Here is a 19,962-nt window from a genome sequence, read left to right as displayed (position 1 = left end):
GTCAATGTGCGGCATCGTTGGAATCCTCGGCGCCGGTCCGGTCGCGGACCGCTTGCTCGACGGGCTGAAGCGTCTTGAATATCGCGGCTACGACTCGGCGGGCATCTGCACCGTCCACGAGGGCGACTTTGACCGCCGCCGCGCGCCCGGCAAGCTCGCCAACCTCGCCGAGCGTCTGCGCGAGGAGCCGTTGCCGGGCGAGGGCGGGATTGCGCACACGCGCTGGGCGACGCACGGCGCGCCAACCGTCAATAACGCGCATCCGCACATCGTCGGCGACGTGGTCGTGGTCCACAACGGCATCATCGAGAATTTCAAGACGCTGCGCGACGAGCTGATCACCGCGGGCCGCGACTTCAGGAGCCAAACCGACAGCGAGGTCGTGGCGCACCTGCTGGCGCGCGAGATCGAGCGCGGGCGCGAACCGCGAGAGGCGCTGGCTGCCGTGCTGCCGATGCTGCACGGCGCATTCGCGCTGGGCGTTATGGTCCGGACCCACCCCGACCTGTTGCTGGGCGCGCGGCTCGGCGCGCCGCTGACGGTCGGGTACGGCGAGGGCGAGAACTATCTCGGCTCGGACGCGCTCGCGCTCGCGCCGCTGACGCAGCGCATCGCCTATCTGGAGGAGGGCGACTGGGTCGCGGTCACGCGCGACGCGGTCGAGATATACGACAAAGACAACGAGCGGGTCGAGCGGCGGATCGTCCGGTCGGGCGTGTCCGGGCAGCTGATCGACAAGGGCAACCACCGCCATTTCATGCAAAAGGAGATCTACGAGCAGCCCGTCGTCGTCGCGCAGACGCTGCGTTCCTACCTCCGCCCGCTCGAGGAGCAGGTCGCGCTGCCCGACATGACGTTCGACCTGTCGGCCGTCGAGCGCGTGGCGATCGTCGCCTGCGGCACGTCTTCCTATGTCGGCATGATCGGCAAATATTGGATCGAGCAGTTCGCCAGGGTCCCGGTCGAGGTCGATGTTGCGAGCGAGTTCCGCTACCGCGACCCGGTGCTGACGCCGAACATGCTGGGCGTTGTCATCTCGCAATCGGGCGAGACCGCCGACACGCTGGCGGCGCTGCGCCACATGAGGGAGCATGGCATCACCACGGCGGGGATCATCAACGTCTCCACCTCGTCGATGGCGCGCGAGGTCGACCTGCTGCTGTCGACGCATGCCGGACCCGAGATCGGCGTCGCCTCGACCAAGGCGTTCACCTGCCAGCTCGCCGTCATGGCCGCGCTCGCCACCAATCTGGCGCGCGCCAAGGGCAAGCTGTCGCCGGAGGAAGAGCGCGAGATAGTCCGCCACCTGTCCGAAGCGCCCGAGGCGATGAGCCGCGCGCTGTCCCATGACGACGAGATCGCCGCGATGGCGGGCAAGATCGCGGGCGCGCGCGACGTGCTGTATCTTGGCCGGGGGCCCGACTATCCGCTCGCGCTCGAGGGCGCGTTGAAGCTGAAGGAGATCAGCTACATCCACGCCGAGGGTTATGCGTCCGGCGAGATGAAGCACGGGCCGATCGCGTTGATCGACGACCAAGTGCCGCTCATCGTGCTGGCGCCGTCGGGGCCGCTGTTCGACAAGACGGTATCGAACATGCATGAGGCGCAGGCGAGGGGCGCGCAGGTGGTCCTAATCTCCGACGCCGCCGGCATCGCCCAGGCGGGCGCGGACGCGATCGCGACGATCGAAATGCCTCAGGTCCACCCGCTGATCGCGCCGCTGGTCTATGCGATCCCGGTGCAGCTGTTGGCCTACCACGTCGCCGTCGTGAAGGGCACCGACATCGACCAGCCACGCAACCTCGCCAAATCGGTGACGGTCGAGTGAGGTAGCCCTCTCCCGCTTTCGCGGGAGAGGGAAAGACGCGCGTAGCGCGGCGAGGGTGAGGGCCGGACCTCGCCCGGGTAGGGTCCGCCCTCACCCTGGCGCTTCGCGCCTGTCCCTCCCCGCGAAGGCGGGCGAGGGTTTCGACAGCGCGGAGAGGGTTAGTTCACCGGCACCACCGGCAGGTGCACCGCGCTGGCGGTCGCGCCGCCGCGCTCCAGCATCACCGTCGCCTTCCGGTAATCCCCGGGCTTGGCGAAGAAGATATTGGGCACGAACGTCTGCGGATTGCGGTCGTAGAGCGGGAACAAGGTCGATTGCACCTGCACCATGATTCGGTGCCCGGGCTTGAACACGTGGTTCACCGTCGGCAGGCGAAAGCGATAGCGCTGGGTCTTTCCCGCCGGGATGGTGGCCGGTTTCTCGAAGCTGTTCCGGTACCGCCCGCGGAAGATGTCGAGGCTGACCGCGAGCTGGTAGCCGCCCTTCTTGGGCTCGCTCGCGACTTCGTCCGGCTGGACGTCGATGAGCTTGACCACGAAATCGGCGTCGCTCCCGGTCGTGCGCGCATGGATATCGGCGAACGGCGCGCCCGACACGCGCACCGCCTCCGTCAGCACGGGGGTCTGATAGGTCATGACGTCGGGCCGCCCGTCGACATGCCGCTGGTCGCTCACCAGCCACGCGCCCCATCGCCCGTCGTCGAAGTTCACCGGGCGCGGCAGGTGCGGCACCGGCTTGGCGGGATCGGAGACGTAGGCGTCGCTTCCGCTCGCGCCCTTGTCGAATCCGAGCCCGCCGTCGGCCTGGAAATAAAGCGGCTTGAGCGGTGCGCCGCACCCCGTCTCGCAGGCGAGCGGCCAGTCGGCCAGCTCGTCCCAGCGGTTCTCGCCCGTGTTGTAGACCAGCGCCTGGGGCGGGGTGAAGGCGGGCTGGCCGGGCCGCAGATACTGGTCGAAGAACGGGAACAGGTATTCCTCGCGCCACTGCGCCGCCGTGTCGCCGCGCCATTTCAAGTCACCGAGCGACGATCCGTCGTAATTGGCCTGGCTATGCCGCCACGGTCCCATCACCAGGAAGTTGTTGCCCCGCTTGCCCTTGGCCTTCAGCGCTTCCCAGGCGACGATCGCGCCGTACATGTCCTCCTGGTCCCACAAACCCTGCTCCCACATGGTCGGCACGTTCGACGGGTTCGCGGCGAGCAGCTTGTCGAGCGCCTGACCCCGCCAGAACGCGTCGTAGGACGGATGCTCGCTCATCCGCCGCCAATAGGGAAGCTGGTCGTAACCCGACTTCTTCGCCCAGTCGCCCGCCGATCCGACGCGCCGGAACTGCTCGTAATCGTCGTAGATCCCCGACGGCGGCTCCTTGCCCGCGCCCTTGTAGCCCGTCTGCGAACCGAGCCAGCCGATGTTCGCCAGCCGGAACGCGCCGTAATGGAACCAGTCGTCGCCCATCCACCCGTCGATCATCGGGCTCTCGGGTGCCGCCACCTTGAGCGCCGGATGCGGCTTCAGGAGCGCCATGACCACGGTGAAGCCCTCGTAGGACGAGCCCAGCATGCCCACGCGCCCGTTCGACTCCGGCAGGTTGGCCTTGTTCACCAGCCAGTCGATCGTGTCATGCGCGTCGGTGACGTGGTCGGTCGTCGTCCGGTTGAGCGGCCCGATCACCGGCCGCGTGACGACGTAATCGCCCTCCGACCCGTATTTGCCGCGGATATCCTGGAACACGCGGATATAGCCGTGCCGCACGAACACCTCGTCACCTTGCGGCAATGCGGAGACCATGTTGGGGCTGTCGCTCCGGCTCGCCCGCCCCGCGGCGTTATAGGGCGTGCGGGTGAGGAGGATCGGCGCATCCCTCGCGCCCTTGGGACTGACGATGACGGTGAACAGCTTCGTCCCGTCGCGCATGGGAATCATCACCTCGCGCCGGACATAGTCGCGCGCGGTGATTGGGGGTGCGAAGTTCGACGGCACGTCGCCCCCGGCGCGCGTCCGCCCGTCCTTGGGCGTCGGGGTCGTCTGGGCGGTGAGGAGGGCGAAGGCGGAACAGAGAAGGACGAAGCGCCGCATGAACAAACTCCTGGTACGTAACGACCCATGATGCCGCTAGGTCGGCGGCGCGTCCAGTGGAGAGAAAGGCATGACCGACACGAACCCCCTGATCGCCGGCGTCGAGCTGGGCGGCACCAAATGCGTCTGCGTCCTCGCGCGCGGGCCGGACACGATCGAGGACGAGGTGCGGCTGCCCACCACCGGACCGGACGGGACGCTCGCGGCGATCGAGGCGGTGCTCGACGGCTGGAGCGGGTTCGACGCGGTCGGCGTCGCCAGTTTCGGCCCGGTATCGATCGACGCCCATGCTCCCGATTGGGGCCATGTGACCGTCACCACCAAGCCCGGCTGGTCGGGCACGGACATCGCCGGACGGTTCGCCCGGCGGTATCGCAAGCCGGTCGGCCTCCACACCGACGTCGTCGGCGCGGCGCTCGCCGAGGCGCGGTGGGGCGCGGCCAAGGGCCTGGCGGATATGGCCTACGTCACCGTCGGCACCGGCGTCGGCGCGGGGCTGATCGCGGGCGGGCGGCCCGTCGACGGGCTGACGCACGGCGAATACGGGCATCTGCGCCCCGTGCGCCTTCCCGGCGACGACTGGATCGGTGCCTGTCCGTTCCACGGGGCCTGCGTCGAGGGGCTCGCGGCCGGACCGGCGATCGCCGCCCGCGCGGGCCGGCCGGGGAACGAGGTGCCGCACGACGACCCGGTGTGGGAGGGGGCTGCCCACGCGCTCGCGCAACTGGCCCACGCGCTCGTGCTCACCGGCGTTCCGCGCCGCATCGTCTGGGGCGGCGGGGTGATGACGGACGGCCATCTGCTCCCCCGGATGCGCGCGCTGCTCAAGGCGAGCCTGGGCGGTTACCTCCCCTTTCCCGAGATCGTGGACGGCGAGACCTTCCTCGTATCCGCGGCGCTCGGGAGCCGCGCGGGGCCGCTGGGCGCGATCATGTTGGGCCGGCAGGCTATGGCCAAGCGGGACTAGCGGACGACCTATAGCGGCAACGTCGCCTGCGGCTCCGGCTCCGCCTCCACCCCGACCAGCCCCGACAGCGTCAGCCCCAACAGCCTGATCCCGTTCGGCGCGGGCAGCTGCGCCGCGAGCAGGATCCGCCCCGCCGCCAGGAACCCGTCGCGGTCGCCCACTGGATCGGCGAACGACCTGGCCCTCGTGATCGTCGTGAAGTCGGGATGGCGAAGCTTCAACGTCACCGTCCGCCCGCGCGCGCGGTGCCGTTCCACCCGCACCCAGGCGGCGTCGGCGATCCCGGCCAGCCGCTCGGCCAGCTCGGCCGCGTCCGCGATATTCTCGTGGAAGGTCCGCTCGGCCCCGATCGACTTGCTTGTCCGGTGTGAACGTACCGGCCGCGTATCCTCCCCGCGCGCCGCCCGGTGCAGGTACTCGGCGTACGAGCCGAACTGTGCCTGGAGGAACGGCAGGTCGCGGTCGCGCAGATCCGCGCCGGTATGGATGCCCAACCGCTCCATCTTGGCCGCGGTCACCGGCCCGACGCCGTGGAAACGCGAGACCGGCAATGATTGGACGAACGCCGCGCCCTTGCCTGGCGGGATGACGCACAGCCCGTCGGGCTTGTTCTGGTCGGACGCCAGCTTGGCGATGAACTTGTTGTAGCTCACCCCCGCCGACGCGGTCAGGCCCGTCGCCTCGCGGATGCGCGCCCGGATCAGCTCGGCGGTCGCGCGCGCCGAACCCAGCCCGGCGCGGTCCTCGCTGACATCCAGATACGCCTCGTCGAGCGACAGGGGCTCGACTAGATCGGTATAGTCGTGGAAGATAGCCCTGATCTGCCGCGACACCTCCGCGTACGCCTCGAAACGCGGTCGCACGAATATGAGGTCCGGGCACCGCCTGACCGCGCTGGCCGACGGCATCGCCGATCGCACCCCGAACGCCCGCGCCTCGTAGCTCGCCGCCGCCACCACGCCGCGCGCGCCGCGCCCGCCGACCGCGACCGGCCTGCCCCGGAGCGCGGGATCGTCGCGCTGCTCCACCGACGCGAAGAACGCGTCCATGTCGATATGGATGATCTTCCGGGTCATCGCGCCAAACCTTCAGGGTATCGGAACGTAGCAGGAACGAGAAACCCATACGAATCTAATTGGCACCGTAACATCTCGCCGTCACAAGGACGCGGTGCAGCAAGGGGTGGAAATCTGGCGGACGGCCATGGCCGACCGCATGTCGGTGATCGTCGACGCCGACGCCTATTTTCGGGTCCTGCGCCAGTCGATGATGCTCGCGCGCAGGCGCATCATGCTGGTCGGTTGGGATTTCGACGCGCGTATCAGCCTCGATACCGGCACGCGCCTGCCCGGCGAGCCACGCACGATCGGCGGCTTCGTCCGCTGGCTCGTCGACCGCTCTCCCGACCTCGAGGTGTGCCTGCTCCGCTGGGACCTGGGCGCGATCAAGTCGCTGTTCCGCGGCACAACGGTATTCTCGTTGCTGCGTTGGATGGGCCACCCGCGCATCACCACGCTGCTCGACGGCCATCACCCAATGGGCGCCTCGCACCATCAAAAGATCGTCGTGATCGACGACTGCCTCGCCTTTTGCGGCGGCATCGACGTGACCAGCGAGCGGTGGGATACGGCGGCGCATCTCGACGACGATCCGGGCCGCCGCACCTCGCTCGGTCGGCCGTATAAGCCGTGGCACGACGCCACCAGCGCCGTTCAGGGCCCGCTCGCCGCGGCGCTGGGCGAACTCGCGCGCGACCGCTGGGTGATGGCCGGCGGCAAGGCCCTGGCGCCGGTGCCGCTACTTCCTGACTGCTGGCCCGACGGCCTGCGGGTCGATTTCACCAACGTCGAGGTCGGCATCGCCCGCACCGGTCCGGCGATGCCCGACTCCGAACCCATCCACGAATCGGAGGCGCTGTTCCTCGCCCAGATCGCGGCGGTGAAGCGCCATCTGTACGTCGAGTCGCAATATTTCGCCTCTCGCCGCATCGCCGAGGCGATCGCCAAGCGCCTGATCGAGCCCGACGGCCCCGAATTCGTGATCGTCAACCCGCGTAACGCGCAGGGTTGGCTGGAGCCGATCGCGATGGATACCGCGCGCGCGCGTCTGATGACCGCGCTGTGGGCACGCGACCCGCACATGCGTCTGCGCCTATACCATCCCGTGACCACCGGCGGGTCCGACATCTACTGCCACGCCAAGATCCTGATCGCCGACGACGACGTGTTCCGGCTCGGCTCGTCCAACATGAACAACCGCTCGCTCCGCCTCGATACCGAGTGCGACCTGGCGCTCGTGGCCCCGAACGACGACGCGCGCGCCACGATCGCGCGCATCCGGAACGGCCTGATCTCCGAGCATCTCGACGTCCCGCCCGAACAGGTCGCCCACACCCTGACCGAGACCGGGTCGCTGATCGCCACGATCGAACGCCTGCGCCGACCCGGCAAGACACTCGACCCGTACGAGGTGCCCGACGTGGGCGCGGTCACGCAGTGGCTTGCCGACAACGAGGTGCTCGATCCCGAAGGTCCCGACGAGATGTTCGAGTCGTTCGCCAGGCGCGGCCTGTTCCGCAGCCTTCGCCGACCGCGCTAGCGGCAATTCCCCAATCGCGCCGCGCTACCGACCGACCCGCGCGAGCACGGCGCGAAGCACCCGCGCGCAATCCTCCAGATGCGTTATGGGCAGCATGTGACCGCCCTCGATCACCTCGAACGCGGCGTCCGCAATCGCCGCCGCCGTCGCCCGGCCATGGAGTTCGGGGTCGAGCAGCCCGTCGCCGCGCCCGAACAGGATCGACACCGGCAACGTCAGTTCGCCATATCGCCGCTTCAGCGCGTCCAGATCGTCGCGCGCGGTGAAGATGTCGTACATCGCCGCCTCGATGTTCCCCGGTCGGAGCGCCAGCAGCCCGCCGCCGCGCGTCCCGAAATCGTCCGGCGCCGGATCGGGCGCGAAGATCATCCGAAGGTTGGTTTTACTTCCCAACCGCCCGAGCGGCACCCCGACCGTCCGTGCGACCAACTTGCGCGACAGCGCCGAGTCGCGCTCCAACCGCCGGAACGCTTCGGGAGCTTGCTCCATCGGCTGGGTAAGCGGCGCGAGCAGCAATAGCCCACCGATCTTCCCCGGCGCGGCGAATGCCGCCGCCAACGCCACCGCGCCGCCCAGCGAATGGCCGACGATCAAGGGCTTCTCCAGCCCGAGCCTGTCGACCAGCCTCGCCACGAGCCTGCCCTGCGCGCGGATGTCGGGCGTCGTCCCAGGCTTTGGCGTGGAGTATCCCGATCCGGGCCGGTCGATGATGATCAGCCGGTGCTCGCTCTCGATCAGCTCGGACAGCGCATAGGTGAAGTTGCGAAGCTGTCCGCCCAGCCCGTGGACGAGCACGATCGCCGGCCCCGACCCACGGTCGACATAATGCAGCCGCGCGCCGTCGACCTCGATGAACCCACCATCGGGCGGCACCTTGCGCTCCGCGTCCCGGCCGAGCAGCGTCGAGACCGCCGCCAGCCCGGCTCCCGCCGCGCCGACACCTAGTGTGGTCAGCCCGACGCGCCTGAGCCAATTAGGGGCGCGAGTTTCGTTGCGGTTCTGTGTCATGGGACTGCGAAGCTTTCCGCGGCCTGGTTGGTTCCGCCAGCCCCGCGCCGACCGACCCGATGATCGCATCATCGCCGAACAGATCACCCAGCCCAAGCGAGAACAACCCGAGCGCGGCGGTGATCGGGAGGCGTGGGTACCGCTCCACCGCCGCGGCCGCGATCTCCTGGTCCGCCGCCCCCAACCGGCGCTCGGCGACGGCGACGGCGATGTCGGGTCGTGCGCGAAGCAGCGTCGACGGCAGCCCGAGCGGGGGCGAGGCCGACAGGAGGGGCGCGCCGGGAGGCGCGGCGAGCTACGTCACCAGCCGCCCCGTCGTACTCGCCCGCTCGCTCCGGATCGGCGCGCTCCGCGCTTCCAGCGACTGCCCGCGCACCAGCCTGAATTCGGGCGCGATCCCCGCGCGTGCGCGGATTCGAGTGACCGCCAACAGATGGGCGGCGCTGGCGATGTCGCGCCCTATCACAGCCTGGCGCAGGTCGAGCGTCCGGATGTCGACCACCGCGCGTGCGATATCCGCGCTGATCGACAGGCGGACGCCGGCCGCATCCGCTCCCGCCGCGTCGATCCGCGCGACGGCGGCGGCGAGGGTGGGGGGGGCTCCAGCGCGCCGCTCCAGTTCGACGTATCCCCAGTCGCCGCGCCGCGTTCTCGGCGGCGGTCAGCGTCGGGAGCAGATTGAATTGCTGAAAGATGAAGCCGATCGTGTTCAGCCGTAACTTGGCAAACTGCGTGTCGGTCAGCCGGTAGATGTCCGTCCCGAATACCTCGACCTGCCCCTCGGTCGGATAGAGGAGGCCCGCGATGATCGAGATCATCGTTGTCTTTCCCGACCCAGACTTGCCGACCAGATAGGTCAGCTCGTTCGACCGGATGTCCGTATCGATCCGTGCAACACGCGAATGGTGGAGTCGCCTACCGGGAATTCCTTGGTGATCCCGCGCACGCTGATTGCCGCTCGATCTCCATCGCCACCGCCTTGGCATCCCGCCCCGGCGCGCCGCGTATGAGACTTAATCAGTTGCGGTTGCCCGGTAAGTAATTGAGCGCGTTGGAATTACGCGTATGGAGCATCACCGTCGAGTTGAAGGACGGATCGGCGTCGACGATGTCGCGGATGATCGCGCGCTAGTCGTTCAGTTCCAGCCGCGTGCCTAGCACGCCGCCGTGCTCGAACGGCATGCGCGATCCGACCGCGTCGATGAACACCGCGTCCGGATCAGCGAGCGCGTCGCGCGATCCCTCGACTATAGTGCGGGGCAGCCCGATCAGCGACGCGTCATAGACCCTGATAACGCTGACCGGCTCGAGCCAGATGTTCGCGACCCAAACTTCGTTAATTGACGCCCCGCCTCGAAGCAGCAGGTTAATGAAGATCGTCAGCTGCTACGTGATGAGCAGCGTCGAAAAAGCAATGCCGAACAGCAACCCGATGAACTTGACCCGGTCGCCGGTCAGCACGCGGATCGCGGTCCAGCTCATGGTAGGTACGGGCCCCCGGGGGTTCTACTCGGCAGACCACAAATAATGATGTACGCTCGCTTTCATGAACGCGAGCGTACGGTCATGATCGTGACCCGCCGCATAGGTCAGGTTCTTCCGGTTCCGGGCGGTTGCCCGCCCGATCGGGCCAAGGACGCGGCGATCTTGACGGCCGCCAGCGCCAGCCTCTTCAAGCGCGGCTTCACCGCATCCACCATCGAGGACATCGCCGCGGAAGCCGCCTTCGACGACGACCCGCACGGCGACGGCTCGCTTGCACCTCGCGCGTGGAGCGCGGGACTCGTCAGTTCATTAGAATGTTGACACCAAGCGCGTGAATGTTGGTCGGGAAGAGAGGATTCGAACCTCCGGCCCCTGCCTCCCGAAGGCAGTGCTCTACCAGGCTGAGCTACTCCCCGACGGAGCTTCGGACGACGGGTCGACCGACATGCTTGGACGGGTGTCCTTAACCAGCGCGCCCGAACCGCGCAAGCGTCATGCGCGCGCGCCCAGCAACGCTTTCACGCTTACGAACTTCTCACGCGGCGATCCGGGCCGCGCGGCGGCCACCTCCGCCTGATCGATCCGCCGCCAATCGCGAAAGGTGACGACCTCGACGCCGCGCCCGGCCAATAGCTCGTCTAGCCCGGCGCGGCCCCGCTTCCCGCCGTCCGTGCGGAGGTCCGCCACGACATGGTCGATGATCATGAAGCCGTCGGGCCGGTTGGTGCCGATCGTGCCCGTTGGTCCCCGCCTTGCCCAACCGACCGCATACAGCCCCGGCGCGATCCGCCCCTCGTCGTTGGCGAAGCGGCCCAGCTTCGCGTCATACGGAACGCCATCGATGGGTGGCGTGCGATAGCCGATGCAGCCCACCACCAGATCGGCCGGAACGGCGTAGGTCGCCCCGGTCGGCACGACCGCGCCGTGCGCGTCCAGGCGGGTACGCTCGACCACCACGCGCTCTGCGCGTCCGTCCCCCTCGATGCGGAGCGGAGACGCGTAGAAGTCGAACACCAGCCGGATCGGCTTGCCACCGATCCGGGTCGCGAACCGACGCAGGTGCCCGACCGACTTGCGCTGCCCGGGATCGAGCGCCGCATCGGCTTCGATGGGCGGCAGGTCGGCGGGATCGACCACAGGAATGGCGCGGGCAAGGTGATCCAGCTCGCCCAACTCCTTGGGTGTCATCGCAATCTGGTGCGGCCCGCGCCGCGCCAGGATCGTGATGGTTCCGAAGCCGCCGACGCTCAACCGGTCGAGCGCATGCCCGGCGATGTCCGATCCGCCGAACTCTCCTTTGGTCTTCGCCAGGACGCGCGCGACGTCGAGGGCGACGTTGCCCGCACCGACGACGACCGCGCCCAAGCCGCGCAGCGGCGGCGCCAGATCCGCGTGATCGGGATGACCGTTATACCAACCCACGAACGCCGCCGATCCCACCACGCCTGGAAGATCGTCACCGGGCAGGCCGAGCGGCTTGTCCGATGGCGCGCCCGTCGCGAGCACGACGGCGTCGTACTCGTCGCGCAGCTCGGCCACAGTCACGTCGCGACCGACCGTGACATTGCCCACGAAGCGTACATTGTCCGACAGCGCCGTCGCTTCGTACCGCCGCGATACGCCCTTGATCTGCTGATGATCCGGCGCGACGCCCGTGCGGATCAACCCGTAAGGAACCGGCAGACGATCGACGATATCGACCCGGACCTCGTTTCCCCAAAGCTTCTGCGCCGCCTCCGCGGTGTAATAGCCCGCCGGCCCCGAACCGATGATCGCGATGTGACGCATAGGCCGCTTCTCCCGTCGCGCCCGACCTTACGCCGCCGGGAGTACGAGTCCATGCTGCGGCACCGGATGCGTGCCACGGCGTCCACCGACGACCGCCCGCGCCAGCCTGTCGTAAAAGGCGCATACGTCATCCATCTGTTCGACGGATGGAGTGATGTCCTCGCCGAGGTCGTATGCGTATCGTTGCCGCGTGTTCGATCCCGCCTCGTTCGACCACCCTGCCGTCATGGACCCGCGTCCGCGCCGGTCGGCGTGATGAGCGCGGCCGTCATGGCGACGTAGGCAAACCGTCGATCGCAGCAACGCGCGCAGTCGTCCCTGGTCCCGATGCTCTCCACACAAGGCGGCGATGCCGACGGAGTTATTGCGCGACCGGGCGGGAAGCCTGATCCCCCGATCGAGCGCGACCTGCCTGATAAGGACATGCAGAAGCCGATCGAGTTCGGCCAGCGTATTGCCCGTTACCCTGGACGGCATCGTCGACCGGCATCCAATGGCTCCGGCCCGGACGAAGGACGTGCCACGTCGCAGCGCTGCGTAGGCGTCGGGTGCGCCCGACCGGCGGATCAGCCCTGCTCGGCCGCGCGTGCGGCCATGGCCTGCTCCACGGCGGTCAAACCCTCGGCGCTGGCGACCGCGAGGTCGAGCGGACGACCGCCCAACGCGTCGTCGTGCGTGTTCAAAAAAGCCACCACCGCATCACGATTGCCCAGCGCGGTCCAGGCACTGCGCGCGATCTGACCTTGACGATCGGCCTGTTCGGGCGACAGCTTGACCGCATTGAACTTGCTGCGGAAGCGCTTGAATTCGGGCTTCTTGGCCGTCGTCGCCGGCTGATCGGTGTCCAAGGACATTCCCCTCTGACGTAAGCGGGCGCTCAAGGACCCGCGGCCGTCGGCGCTTACGGAAGCGGAGCCGACGATGTCACATATATGGTGACCGTCGCCCGGATAGCCAGCTTGCCGCGACTGGGCCCCATCGCGTCAGGGCGGAGGGGCCGAGCGCTTGCCATCGATGACGAGCGTGCCCCGGACGAGCCGGTCGCGAAAGCGCGAGCAGGGTTTCGGGCGGATCGGCATGTCCCTTGATCGGGCGCACGACTAGCACCCGGCTCCACCCTGGGCTAGGCGCGGGCGATCATGACGACACCGCTCGATCGCATCCGCAACTTCTCCATCATCGCCCATATCGACCATGGCAAGTCGACGCTGGCGGATCGGTTGATCCAGGAGACGGGGGGGCTGACCGCGCGCGAGATGTCGGCGCAAGTTCTTGACAACATGGATATCGAGCGCGAGCGGGGGATCACGATCAAGGCGCAGACCGTTCGGCTCGATTACAAGGGCTACGTCTTGAACCTGATGGACACGCCGGGGCATGTCGACTTCGCCTACGAGGTGTCGCGAAGCCTGGCCGCGTGCGAGGGCGCGCTGCTGGTCGTCGACGCGGCGCAGGGGGTCGAGGCGCAGACGCTGGCCAACGTGTACCAGTCGATCGAGCACGACCATGAGATCGTGCCCGTCATCAACAAGATCGACCTGCCCGCCGCCGAGCCGGAGAAGGTGCGCGCCGAGATCGAGGAGGTGATCGGGCTCGACGCGTCGGAGGCGGTGCTGGCGTCGGCCAAGACGGGGATCGGGATCACCGAAATCCTGGACGCGATCGTCCGCCGTATCCCGCCCCCCAAGGGGGACGTGACCGCGCCGCTCAAGGCGATGCTGGTCGACAGCTGGTACGACCCGTATCTGGGCGTGGTCATTCTGGTGCGGGTGATCGACGGATCGCTGAGGAAGGGCCAGGAGATCCAGTTCATGCAGGCGGGCACCAAGCACCTGGTCGACCGGGTGGGATGCTTCCGGCCTAAGATCGAGCACCTGGCCGACCTTGGGCCGGGCGAGATCGGCTTCATCACCGCGCAGATCAAGGACGTGGCGCAGGCGCGTGTGGGCGACACGCTGACCGACGCGAAGAAGCCGGCCGCGCAGGCGCTGCCGGGGTTCAAGGAGGTGCAGCCGGTCGTGTTCTGCGGGATGTTCCCGGTCGATGCCAATGACTTCGAGAAGCTGCGGGAGAGCATCTCGAAGCTCCGGCTGAATGACGCGTCCTTCTCGTTCGAGACGGAAACGTCGGCGGCGCTGGGCTTCGGGTACCGGTGCGGGTTCCTGGGGCTGCTGCATCTGGAGATCATCCAGGAGCGGCTGACGCGGGAGTACGACCTGGACCTGATCACCACCGCGCCGAGCGTGGTGTACGAGATCGAGCTAACGCACGGAGAGGGGCATCTGGAGCTCCACAACCCGGCCGACATGCCCGACCCCAACAAGATCGCGACCATCGCCGAGCCGTGGATCGAGGCGACGATCTATGTCCCCGACGAGTATCTCGGCTCCATCCTGAAACTGTGCCAGGACCGGCGCGGGATCCAGAAGAACCTGACCTATGTGGCGGGGCGGGCGCAGGCGACATACGAGCTGCCGCTGAACGAGGTGGTGTTCGACTTTTATGACAGATTAAAGTCCATCAGCCGGGGTTACGCCTCGTTCGACTATCACCAGATCGGCTACCGCGAGGGTGACCTGGTCAAGATGGGCATTCTGGTCAACGCCGAGCCGGTCGACGCATTGTCGATGATCGTCCACCGGGCGACCGCCGAGATACGTGGGCGGGGGATGTGCGAGCGGTTGAAGGACCTGATCCCGCGCCATCTGTTCAAGATCCCGATCCAGGCGGCGATCGGCGGCAAGGTGATCGCGCGCGAGACGATCGCGGCGATGAGAAAGGACGTCACCGCAAAGTGTTACGGCGGGGACATATCACGCAAGAAGAAGCTGCTCGACAAGCAGAAGGAAGGCAAGAAGCGGATGCGGGAATACGGATCGGTGCAGATCCCGCAGGAAGCCTTCATCGCCGCGCTCAGGATGGGCGACGACGCCTGAGCATCGGCCGTTGAACCGGTCCCGTATACATGCCATGTCCCGGGCATGGCGACGAGGCTTTGGGACTTCTGGCGGACTGACGGTGCCGTAGAGCGCGCCGAACGCGCGGAGTTGAAATCGTTGATGGCGCAGTTGGAGGAGTCCGAGCGCGCGCGTCGCGCGGTTTTGGACCGCATAGTCGCAATGGCGAAGCGCGAGAGCGTCAAGAGCGCCGAGCTGAAGCGGCAGTTGCCCGACCTGTTCGACTAGGTGCCAATCGAAAGCGTCGGGCTGTGGATCGTCAGGACGGTCGGCGGCCAATTCTTCAAAGAGCTGTTCGCGCGGAACGGACTTCGGACGCAGCTGCGTTCGATCAACAAGGCGTTGGTCGACAGTCAGGACGAACGGGAGCGGCTGGCGGGCGTCGAGACGCTTTACGCCAACATCAGCGCGGAGCGCGACCAACTTCAGGCGGAGGTGATACGTCTGCGCGTCGAGAACGTCGCCCTTCGTCAACGGCTGGACGGCGGGAAATAGGATGGTTGAATCTTTCAAGCCGCTGCTGGAGCGCAGCTTCCTCCGCGCCGAGTTCGAGTTCGAATACCAGGCGTTCCGGGGCGGGGACGACGAGCGGTCGCTCCGCGAGCGGCTGACTGCGTGGGCGGCGCGCAGCACGTTGGGCGAGACGGAAATCGAGGGCGCGTTCATCCAGACGTTCTTCCAGGAGACGTGGGGGTACCGGGCCGACTGCAGGGGGCCGAGCTGGACGTTGAAGCAACAGTTCGCCGTACCGGGCGCGGGGCAGGGCGGGCAGGGCGGCAGCGCCGACCTGGCGCTCGGCAATTTCGGTGAGGGTGGGACGGCCGTTCCGCAGGTCCTGTGCGAATTCAAGGGGATCGGAGCCGATCTGGACAAACCGCAGAACCGGAAGGGCAACGATCGGTCGCCGGCGCGCCAGGCGCTGGACTATCTACTATTCGCGAGACGGGGCTTCTTCGACGGGGTGGCGGTGCTGCCGCGTTTCGCGATCGTGACCGACATGAACCAGTTCCGGCTCTACTGGTACGACCGCGCGCCGCAGAGCTATCTGACGTTCCGGCTGACGGGAGGCGACCTGTTCGACGGGTCGTCGCTGCTGAGCGACAGCGAGGAGGATCGGTTCGACCGGTTCCTGTTCTGGCGGTTGTTCCGACCCGACATGCTGCTGAGCGAGTATGGCCGCACCCGGCTGGAGCGGCTGATCGAGCGGCAGGGGGCCAACCAGAAGCGGTTGGAGGACCGGTTCTATGACGAATATCGGGACTATCGCGTCCGGCTGTTCAACGTCATCAAGCTCCAGCCACTGGAGGGGGTGAGCGAGCGCGACAAGCTCAGGGTGGCGCAAAAGCTGCTCGACCGGCTGATCTTCGTGATGTTCACCGAGGACATGGGCGGGCGCGTGGCGTTTCCGCCGCATCTGCTGCGCGACATGCTGAAGCGCGAGAGCCTGGACCGGTTCTTCGATCCCGAGGACACGCGCATCTGGTCCAACATGAAGCGGCTGTTCCGGACGATGGACGCGGGCGGGACGATCGGCGAGGACGCGATCCACCGCTTTAACGGTGGCTTGTTCGAACCGGATCCGCTGATCGACCGGCTGGAACTGCCCAACCACCTGTTCTGCCGGTTGCGGCGCGGGTTGAGCGAGCGGCTGTCCACCTTGTCGCGGCGCAAGCGGCCGCATGAGTGGTTGTTGCCCGAAGTCCGGTCGAAGCGCGAGATCGAGGCGGACGCGCCGTCCCGCATGACCGCCGAGGCGCGGCGACGGCACGCCGACAAGCTGCAGGCGGAGCAAGTCGAGGCGGCGGTCGCGCGGGTGGACGAGGCGCTGCGCGTCGACAGCCGCCTGGATGCGCGGTTCGAGGACGGCGAGCTGATGCTCCTGATCGACGGCGCGCCCGCCGCGCGCGGGATCTATGCCGACGCCGACCAGGGAGCATTCTGGCTGGCGCAGTGGCTGGCGACGGCGCTCGCCTTTGAACCCAACGGGCGGGACAATGGCCGCCGGTTGATCGACGCCCTGCGCGCGGTCGCGGACGAGGCCCCGCCGTCGGTGCGCGCGCAGGTGATCGAGCGGCAGGAAGCGTTGTCGGCACTGGCGGCGACGCTGCGCGCGGGCGAGGCGGCGCTGCACGAGATCACCTGCCGCCTGTTCGCGCTGACCCCGGCGGAGCGGCGGCTGGTGGAGGCGCGGTAGGAGGTCGTCCAACATTCGTCACCCCGGGCTCGACCCGGGGTCCCGCTCCTTCTCGGGCTAGGTGCGGGTCCATGCGTAGCGAGACCCCGGATCAAGTCGGGGGTGACGAGGGGGTTCTGGTGGCGAGTTGGTTGGGGTGACGGGGCGGTGGTCATGGCAATGGAACGGATTGCGGGGCGTGGTCGATCGTCGCACTATGCATGCCATGCCTAGCGCCCGACCAGACCCCCGCGACCGCGCCGTCTCGGCGTTACTGTCGGCCGGGTTGGTCGCGTTGCTCGGCTGGCTGCTGGTGATCGGCTTGGCGGTACGGATGCCGACGGTCGGCGAGTCGCCGCTGGCGGTGTTCGAGGTCGCGCCACCCTCGCCACCGCCACCGGTGCGGATCGTGCCGGAACGGACGCGGAACCGGCGGCCGGAGGGGGAAGCCGCGCCGCCCAACCTGCGGTCGCGCGCGACCCCGGTCGTCGCGCCCTTGCCGATCATCCTGATCCCGACGCCGTCCCCGGTGATCGCCGCGCCGGTCGCGGGTCCGGGGAGCGATCCGTCGCAGGGGGCGGCGGCGGTGCCGGGGCCGGGAACGGGCGCGGGCGGCGTGGGGAACGGGACGGGGAGCGGTGGGAACGGCGATGGCGACGGTGGCGGCTGGGAGGACGAGACGCCGCCGCGGCGGATACGCGGACGACTGCGCGATTCGGATTATCCGGAAGCCGCGGCGGAGGCGGGAGCGTCGGGCGTGGTGTCGGTCCGATACGCCGTCGAGGTGAATGGGCGGGTCTCGGGATGCCGGGTGACGCGGTCGAGCGGGAACGCGGCGTTGGATGCGACGACGTGCCGGTTGATCACCGAGCGGTACCGCTACCGCCCGTCGCTGGACGCGGACGGCCAGCCGGTGCGGGTGACGATCGTGGTCGACCATGAATGGTCGCTGCAGGCGGTGCCGGCCGAGCCGACCGGATAGGGCAGGGTCCGGCCGGTCGCGCGGTCAGCGGCGCGTGCGGGTGGCCGCGTGACGTTCGGCGCGGCGGTCGGCCAGGCGCTTCTTCTCCGACTCGGCGAACGCCGCCTTGTCCGCGTCCAGCCTGGCCCTGACCGCCTCTTCGGAAAAGTCGTTCGACCTCAAGGCGGCGGCCGCCGCGACGCTCGCCTCCACGCTCGCCACGGCGGCGGCGATCTCGGCGGATCGGTCGGGTTCGTGGAGCGACTCCCAGCTATTCTCGCCTTCGGAAAGCGGGACGAAGTCCGTCACCAGGTCCATCGAGGGTTCGAGGGTGCCGGCATAACCGTTCGCCGTCTCGATCTCGCGGACGAAGGGCACCGTTGGGTCGTCCTCCGGCAGGGCGGCGGCGTTGCGGGCGGCGCAGGCCTGCAGCAGCGCCAGCATCTGCCCTTGCGCTTCCGCGTCGAGCGGCACGCCCGCGAAGTCGGCCAGGGTGGCGGCGGCCTCGGCCGGGGCGGGTAGCGCTGCGTGGCGGGCGTCCTCGATCACCGGGTCAGCTGCGTCCTTGGCGGAAAAATAGTTCAGCGTGACGCGCTTGCCGTTGGCGTCCTGGCCGTAATGGCGAAGCATGTACATGAGTAGGCGATCGTTCTTGACGCGCTTGTAGCCGATGACCTTGCCGGCGCTGATGACCGGATGGAGCTGGCCGTTCATCGCGCGGTCGAACGCCTCGTCGCGCAGCCGCTCGACGCCGCAGCGGAGCGCCGCTTCCCAGGCGCGGGCGAAGGACGACCCCTGCGCGTGATGACGCAGCGCATAGGCGGTCGCGAGCGACATGTTGACCATGCGGCAGGCGGTCGCGGCGGAACCGGTTTCCGCCAGCGCCTCGATGAAGGCGCGCTGGCGGTCGGGCGTCCAGCCGTCATGGCGCTTGCACAGGCGGGGGACGGGGGTGAAGTCGGGAGCCGGGCTCTGCTGGGCGGCGGCGGACGGGGCGGGGGTTCGGTTTCTCATCGGGCAGCGTGGAACAGAGCGCGCGCTTGTAGGACAGCGGAAAATCGTGTGGTGGGGCGAAGCGTGCGACCGCTCGTTGGACGCGCTGGATGGTTTCGGGAGCGTAGGCGTGAGGGCAGGGTGGTTGCTGGCGGTGATGTTGCTGGCGGGGTGCGGATCGACGGAGCCCAAGATCCCCGGCGCGGCGGAGCGCGCGGCGAAGGCGGAGCAGGCGAAAGCGCGGCGGCTGAAGCGCGCCTGCGGGTCGGCGGAGACGTACGACCGGCTGAAGGAGGTCGCGTTCGAACAGGCGGCGCGGGTGCGCAAGGCGGGTTCGCCCTCACTCGACAGGCTGGCGGCGCGAAGCGTGGTACGGATGGAACGCCCGGTGGTGAAGAGCCGCGACGAGGCGCTGAACGTGACGGTGTGCAGGGGACGGCTGGTGCTGGAACTGCCGCCGGGCGCGGAGGACGCGTTCGACGGCGACCGTCGCCTGGAGGCGGATGTGGAATATGCCGCGCAGGAGGCGGTCGACGGCAGCGGACTGGTGTACCAGATGGATGGCGCGGAGCCGATCGTGTACCGGCTGGCCGCGGTTGGGCTGGCGCGGGGCACCGGCCCGGATCAAGCCGAGGCGCGGACGGTGGCGGCGGCTCCGACGATCGCCGCGCCGGCCGTGGACGCGCCCGCGGAGCCGGTCGTTCGTACGCCCGCGCCTCGACCAACCCCACCGGTCGAGGCGGCGACCCGCGCGCGCGCGGTCGTCCCGCCCCGGGTCTTGCCCGCGCCGCGCGAGGTGGAGGCGAGGCCGCGCCCCGGATACGGCCGGCCGGCGGCCCCGGTCCGCGCGGCGGCGCGACCGAGCTTCGGCTGCGGCGGCAGGCGAAGCCGGGTGGAGCGGATGGTATGCGGGAGCGATGAGCTGGCGCGCGCCGATCGGGCGATGAGCTCGACCTTCTACGCGGCGCTGGCGGAGGCGGACGGGGAGACACGCGCCGACCTTCGGGAAAGCCGCGACCGGTTCCTGCGCTTTCGCGACCGGTGCGGGAGCGAGGCCTGCGTCGCGCGGGCCTATGCCGACCGGACGGCGGAGATCCGCGACATGATGGACGGGTACTGACGCGCGTTT

The 19,962-nt window shown here is 68.5% G+C and carries 18 protein-coding genes, 1 tRNA gene and 1 pseudogene; 10 read left to right on the top strand and 10 right to left on the bottom strand.

The window, feature by feature from the left end; genetic code table 11:
• Positions 1-4: 4 nt before the first annotated feature.
• The gene (gene glmS / locus ACFE71_RS01495; RefSeq protein WP_375427046.1) at positions 5-1,828 is read left to right on the top strand and encodes a glutamine--fructose-6-phosphate transaminase (isomerizing); all 1,824 of its coding nucleotides are present in this window, start codon (positions 5-7) and stop codon (positions 1,826-1,828) included.
• A gap of 158 nt (positions 1,829-1,986) precedes the next feature.
• On the opposite strand, the gene ACFE71_RS01490 is transcribed toward glmS, so the two are convergent.
• Entirely contained in the window at positions 1,987-3,903 is a 1,917-nt protein-coding gene (locus tag ACFE71_RS01490) for a CocE/NonD family hydrolase (protein WP_375427045.1), read from the bottom strand.
• A gap of 70 nt (positions 3,904-3,973) precedes the next feature.
• Here ACFE71_RS01490 and ACFE71_RS01485 point away from each other — a divergent pair, with 70 nt between their 5' ends.
• The gene (locus ACFE71_RS01485; protein WP_375427044.1) at positions 3,974-4,870 is read left to right on the top strand and encodes an ROK family protein; all 897 of its coding nucleotides are present in this window, start codon (positions 3,974-3,976) and stop codon (positions 4,868-4,870) included.
• An 8-nt stretch (positions 4,871-4,878) separates the two neighbouring features.
• Here the strand turns inward: ACFE71_RS01485 and dinB are convergent, their stop codons facing one another.
• A complete protein-coding gene (dinB, locus tag ACFE71_RS01480; protein WP_375427043.1) occupies positions 4,879-5,946 on the bottom strand; it encodes a DNA polymerase IV in 1,068 nt (355 codons plus the stop codon).
• Between the two features lie 139 nt (positions 5,947-6,085).
• On the opposite strand from dinB, the gene ACFE71_RS01475 reads away from it, so the two are divergent.
• The gene (locus ACFE71_RS01475) at positions 6,086-7,468 is read left to right on the top strand and encodes a phospholipase D-like domain-containing protein (protein ID WP_375427094.1); all 1,383 of its coding nucleotides are present in this window, start codon (positions 6,086-6,088) and stop codon (positions 7,466-7,468) included.
• Positions 7,469-7,492: 24 nt separating this feature from the next.
• Here the strand turns inward: ACFE71_RS01475 and ACFE71_RS01470 are convergent, their stop codons facing one another.
• The 3 genes and pseudogenes from ACFE71_RS01470 to ACFE71_RS01460 all read right to left on the bottom strand — a co-directional run.
• Complete coding sequence (locus ACFE71_RS01470; protein WP_375427042.1) at positions 7,493-8,476, bottom strand: alpha/beta fold hydrolase; 984 nt, start codon at positions 8,474-8,476, stop codon at positions 7,493-7,495.
• A gap of 295 nt (positions 8,477-8,771) precedes the next feature.
• Positions 8,772-8,978 (bottom strand): hypothetical protein, encoded by a 207-nt coding sequence (locus ACFE71_RS01465; protein WP_375427097.1) that lies wholly within the window; start codon positions 8,976-8,978, stop codon positions 8,772-8,774.
• 169 nt (positions 8,979-9,147) lie between these two features.
• A pseudogene (locus ACFE71_RS01460) lies at positions 9,148-9,462 on the bottom strand (ATP-binding cassette domain-containing protein); the annotation flags it as partial.
• A 661-nt stretch (positions 9,463-10,123) separates the two neighbouring features.
• Between ACFE71_RS01460 and ACFE71_RS01455 the strand changes: the two are divergent.
• Positions 10,124-10,282: a hypothetical protein gene (locus tag ACFE71_RS01455; RefSeq protein ID WP_375427041.1), complete on the top strand. Its 159-nt coding sequence runs from the start codon at positions 10,124-10,126 to the stop codon at positions 10,280-10,282.
• An 18-nt stretch (positions 10,283-10,300) separates the two neighbouring features.
• Here the strand turns inward: ACFE71_RS01455 and ACFE71_RS01450 are convergent.
• The 4 genes from ACFE71_RS01450 to ACFE71_RS01435 all read right to left on the bottom strand — a co-directional run bounded on the left by ACFE71_RS01450 (position 10,301) and on the right by ACFE71_RS01435 (position 12,597).
• Positions 10,301-10,377: transfer RNA gene (locus ACFE71_RS01450), tRNA-Pro, on the bottom strand.
• A 76-nt stretch (positions 10,378-10,453) separates the two neighbouring features.
• Positions 10,454-11,749, bottom strand: a complete 1,296-nt coding sequence (locus tag ACFE71_RS01445) for an FAD-dependent oxidoreductase (protein ID WP_375427040.1) — start codon at positions 11,747-11,749, stop codon at positions 10,454-10,456.
• 27 nt (positions 11,750-11,776) lie between these two features.
• Positions 11,777-12,226 (bottom strand): hypothetical protein, encoded by a 450-nt coding sequence (locus ACFE71_RS01440; RefSeq protein WP_375427039.1) that lies wholly within the window; start codon positions 12,224-12,226, stop codon positions 11,777-11,779.
• An 89-nt stretch (positions 12,227-12,315) separates the two neighbouring features.
• On the bottom strand, positions 12,316-12,597 hold the full coding sequence (locus tag ACFE71_RS01435; protein ID WP_375427038.1) for a hypothetical protein: 282 nt from the start codon (positions 12,595-12,597) through the stop codon (positions 12,316-12,318).
• Between the two features lie 291 nt (positions 12,598-12,888).
• On the opposite strand from ACFE71_RS01435, the gene lepA reads away from it, so the two are divergent.
• From lepA to ACFE71_RS01410, 5 genes are all read left to right on the top strand, one after another.
• A complete protein-coding gene (gene lepA / locus ACFE71_RS01430) occupies positions 12,889-14,685 on the top strand; it encodes a translation elongation factor 4 (protein WP_375427037.1) in 1,797 nt (598 codons plus the stop codon).
• Between the two features lie 45 nt (positions 14,686-14,730).
• Positions 14,731-14,934, top strand: coding sequence for a hypothetical protein (locus ACFE71_RS01425; protein ID WP_375427036.1), 204 nt, complete (start codon positions 14,731-14,733; stop codon positions 14,932-14,934).
• Entirely contained in the window at positions 14,935-15,201 is a 267-nt protein-coding gene (locus ACFE71_RS01420) for a hypothetical protein (RefSeq protein WP_375427035.1), read from the top strand.
• A 1-nt stretch (position 15,202) separates the two neighbouring features.
• Positions 15,203-16,900, top strand: a complete 1,698-nt coding sequence (locus tag ACFE71_RS01415) for a type IIL restriction-modification enzyme MmeI (RefSeq protein ID WP_375427034.1) — start codon at positions 15,203-15,205, stop codon at positions 16,898-16,900.
• 205 nt (positions 16,901-17,105) lie between these two features.
• A complete protein-coding gene (locus ACFE71_RS01410; RefSeq protein ID WP_375427033.1) occupies positions 17,106-17,861 on the top strand; it encodes an energy transducer TonB in 756 nt (251 codons plus the stop codon).
• A 24-nt stretch (positions 17,862-17,885) separates the two neighbouring features.
• On the opposite strand, the gene ACFE71_RS01405 is transcribed toward ACFE71_RS01410, so the two are convergent.
• Entirely contained in the window at positions 17,886-18,854 is a 969-nt protein-coding gene (locus ACFE71_RS01405) for a hypothetical protein (RefSeq protein ID WP_375427032.1), read from the bottom strand.
• A 109-nt stretch (positions 18,855-18,963) separates the two neighbouring features.
• Between ACFE71_RS01405 and ACFE71_RS01400 the strand changes: the two genes are divergently transcribed.
• Positions 18,964-19,953, top strand: a complete 990-nt coding sequence (locus ACFE71_RS01400) for a hypothetical protein (RefSeq protein ID WP_375427031.1) — start codon at positions 18,964-18,966, stop codon at positions 19,951-19,953.
• Positions 19,954-19,962: the final 9 nt, after the last annotated feature.

Source organism: uncultured Sphingomonas sp. (genome assembly GCF_964237155.1).
In the GTDB taxonomy this organism is placed as follows: domain Bacteria; phylum Pseudomonadota; class Alphaproteobacteria; order Sphingomonadales; family Sphingomonadaceae; genus Sphingomonas.
Note: the sequence above shows the minus strand (reverse complement) of the source record. Positions and strands in the feature narration are given on the sequence as shown.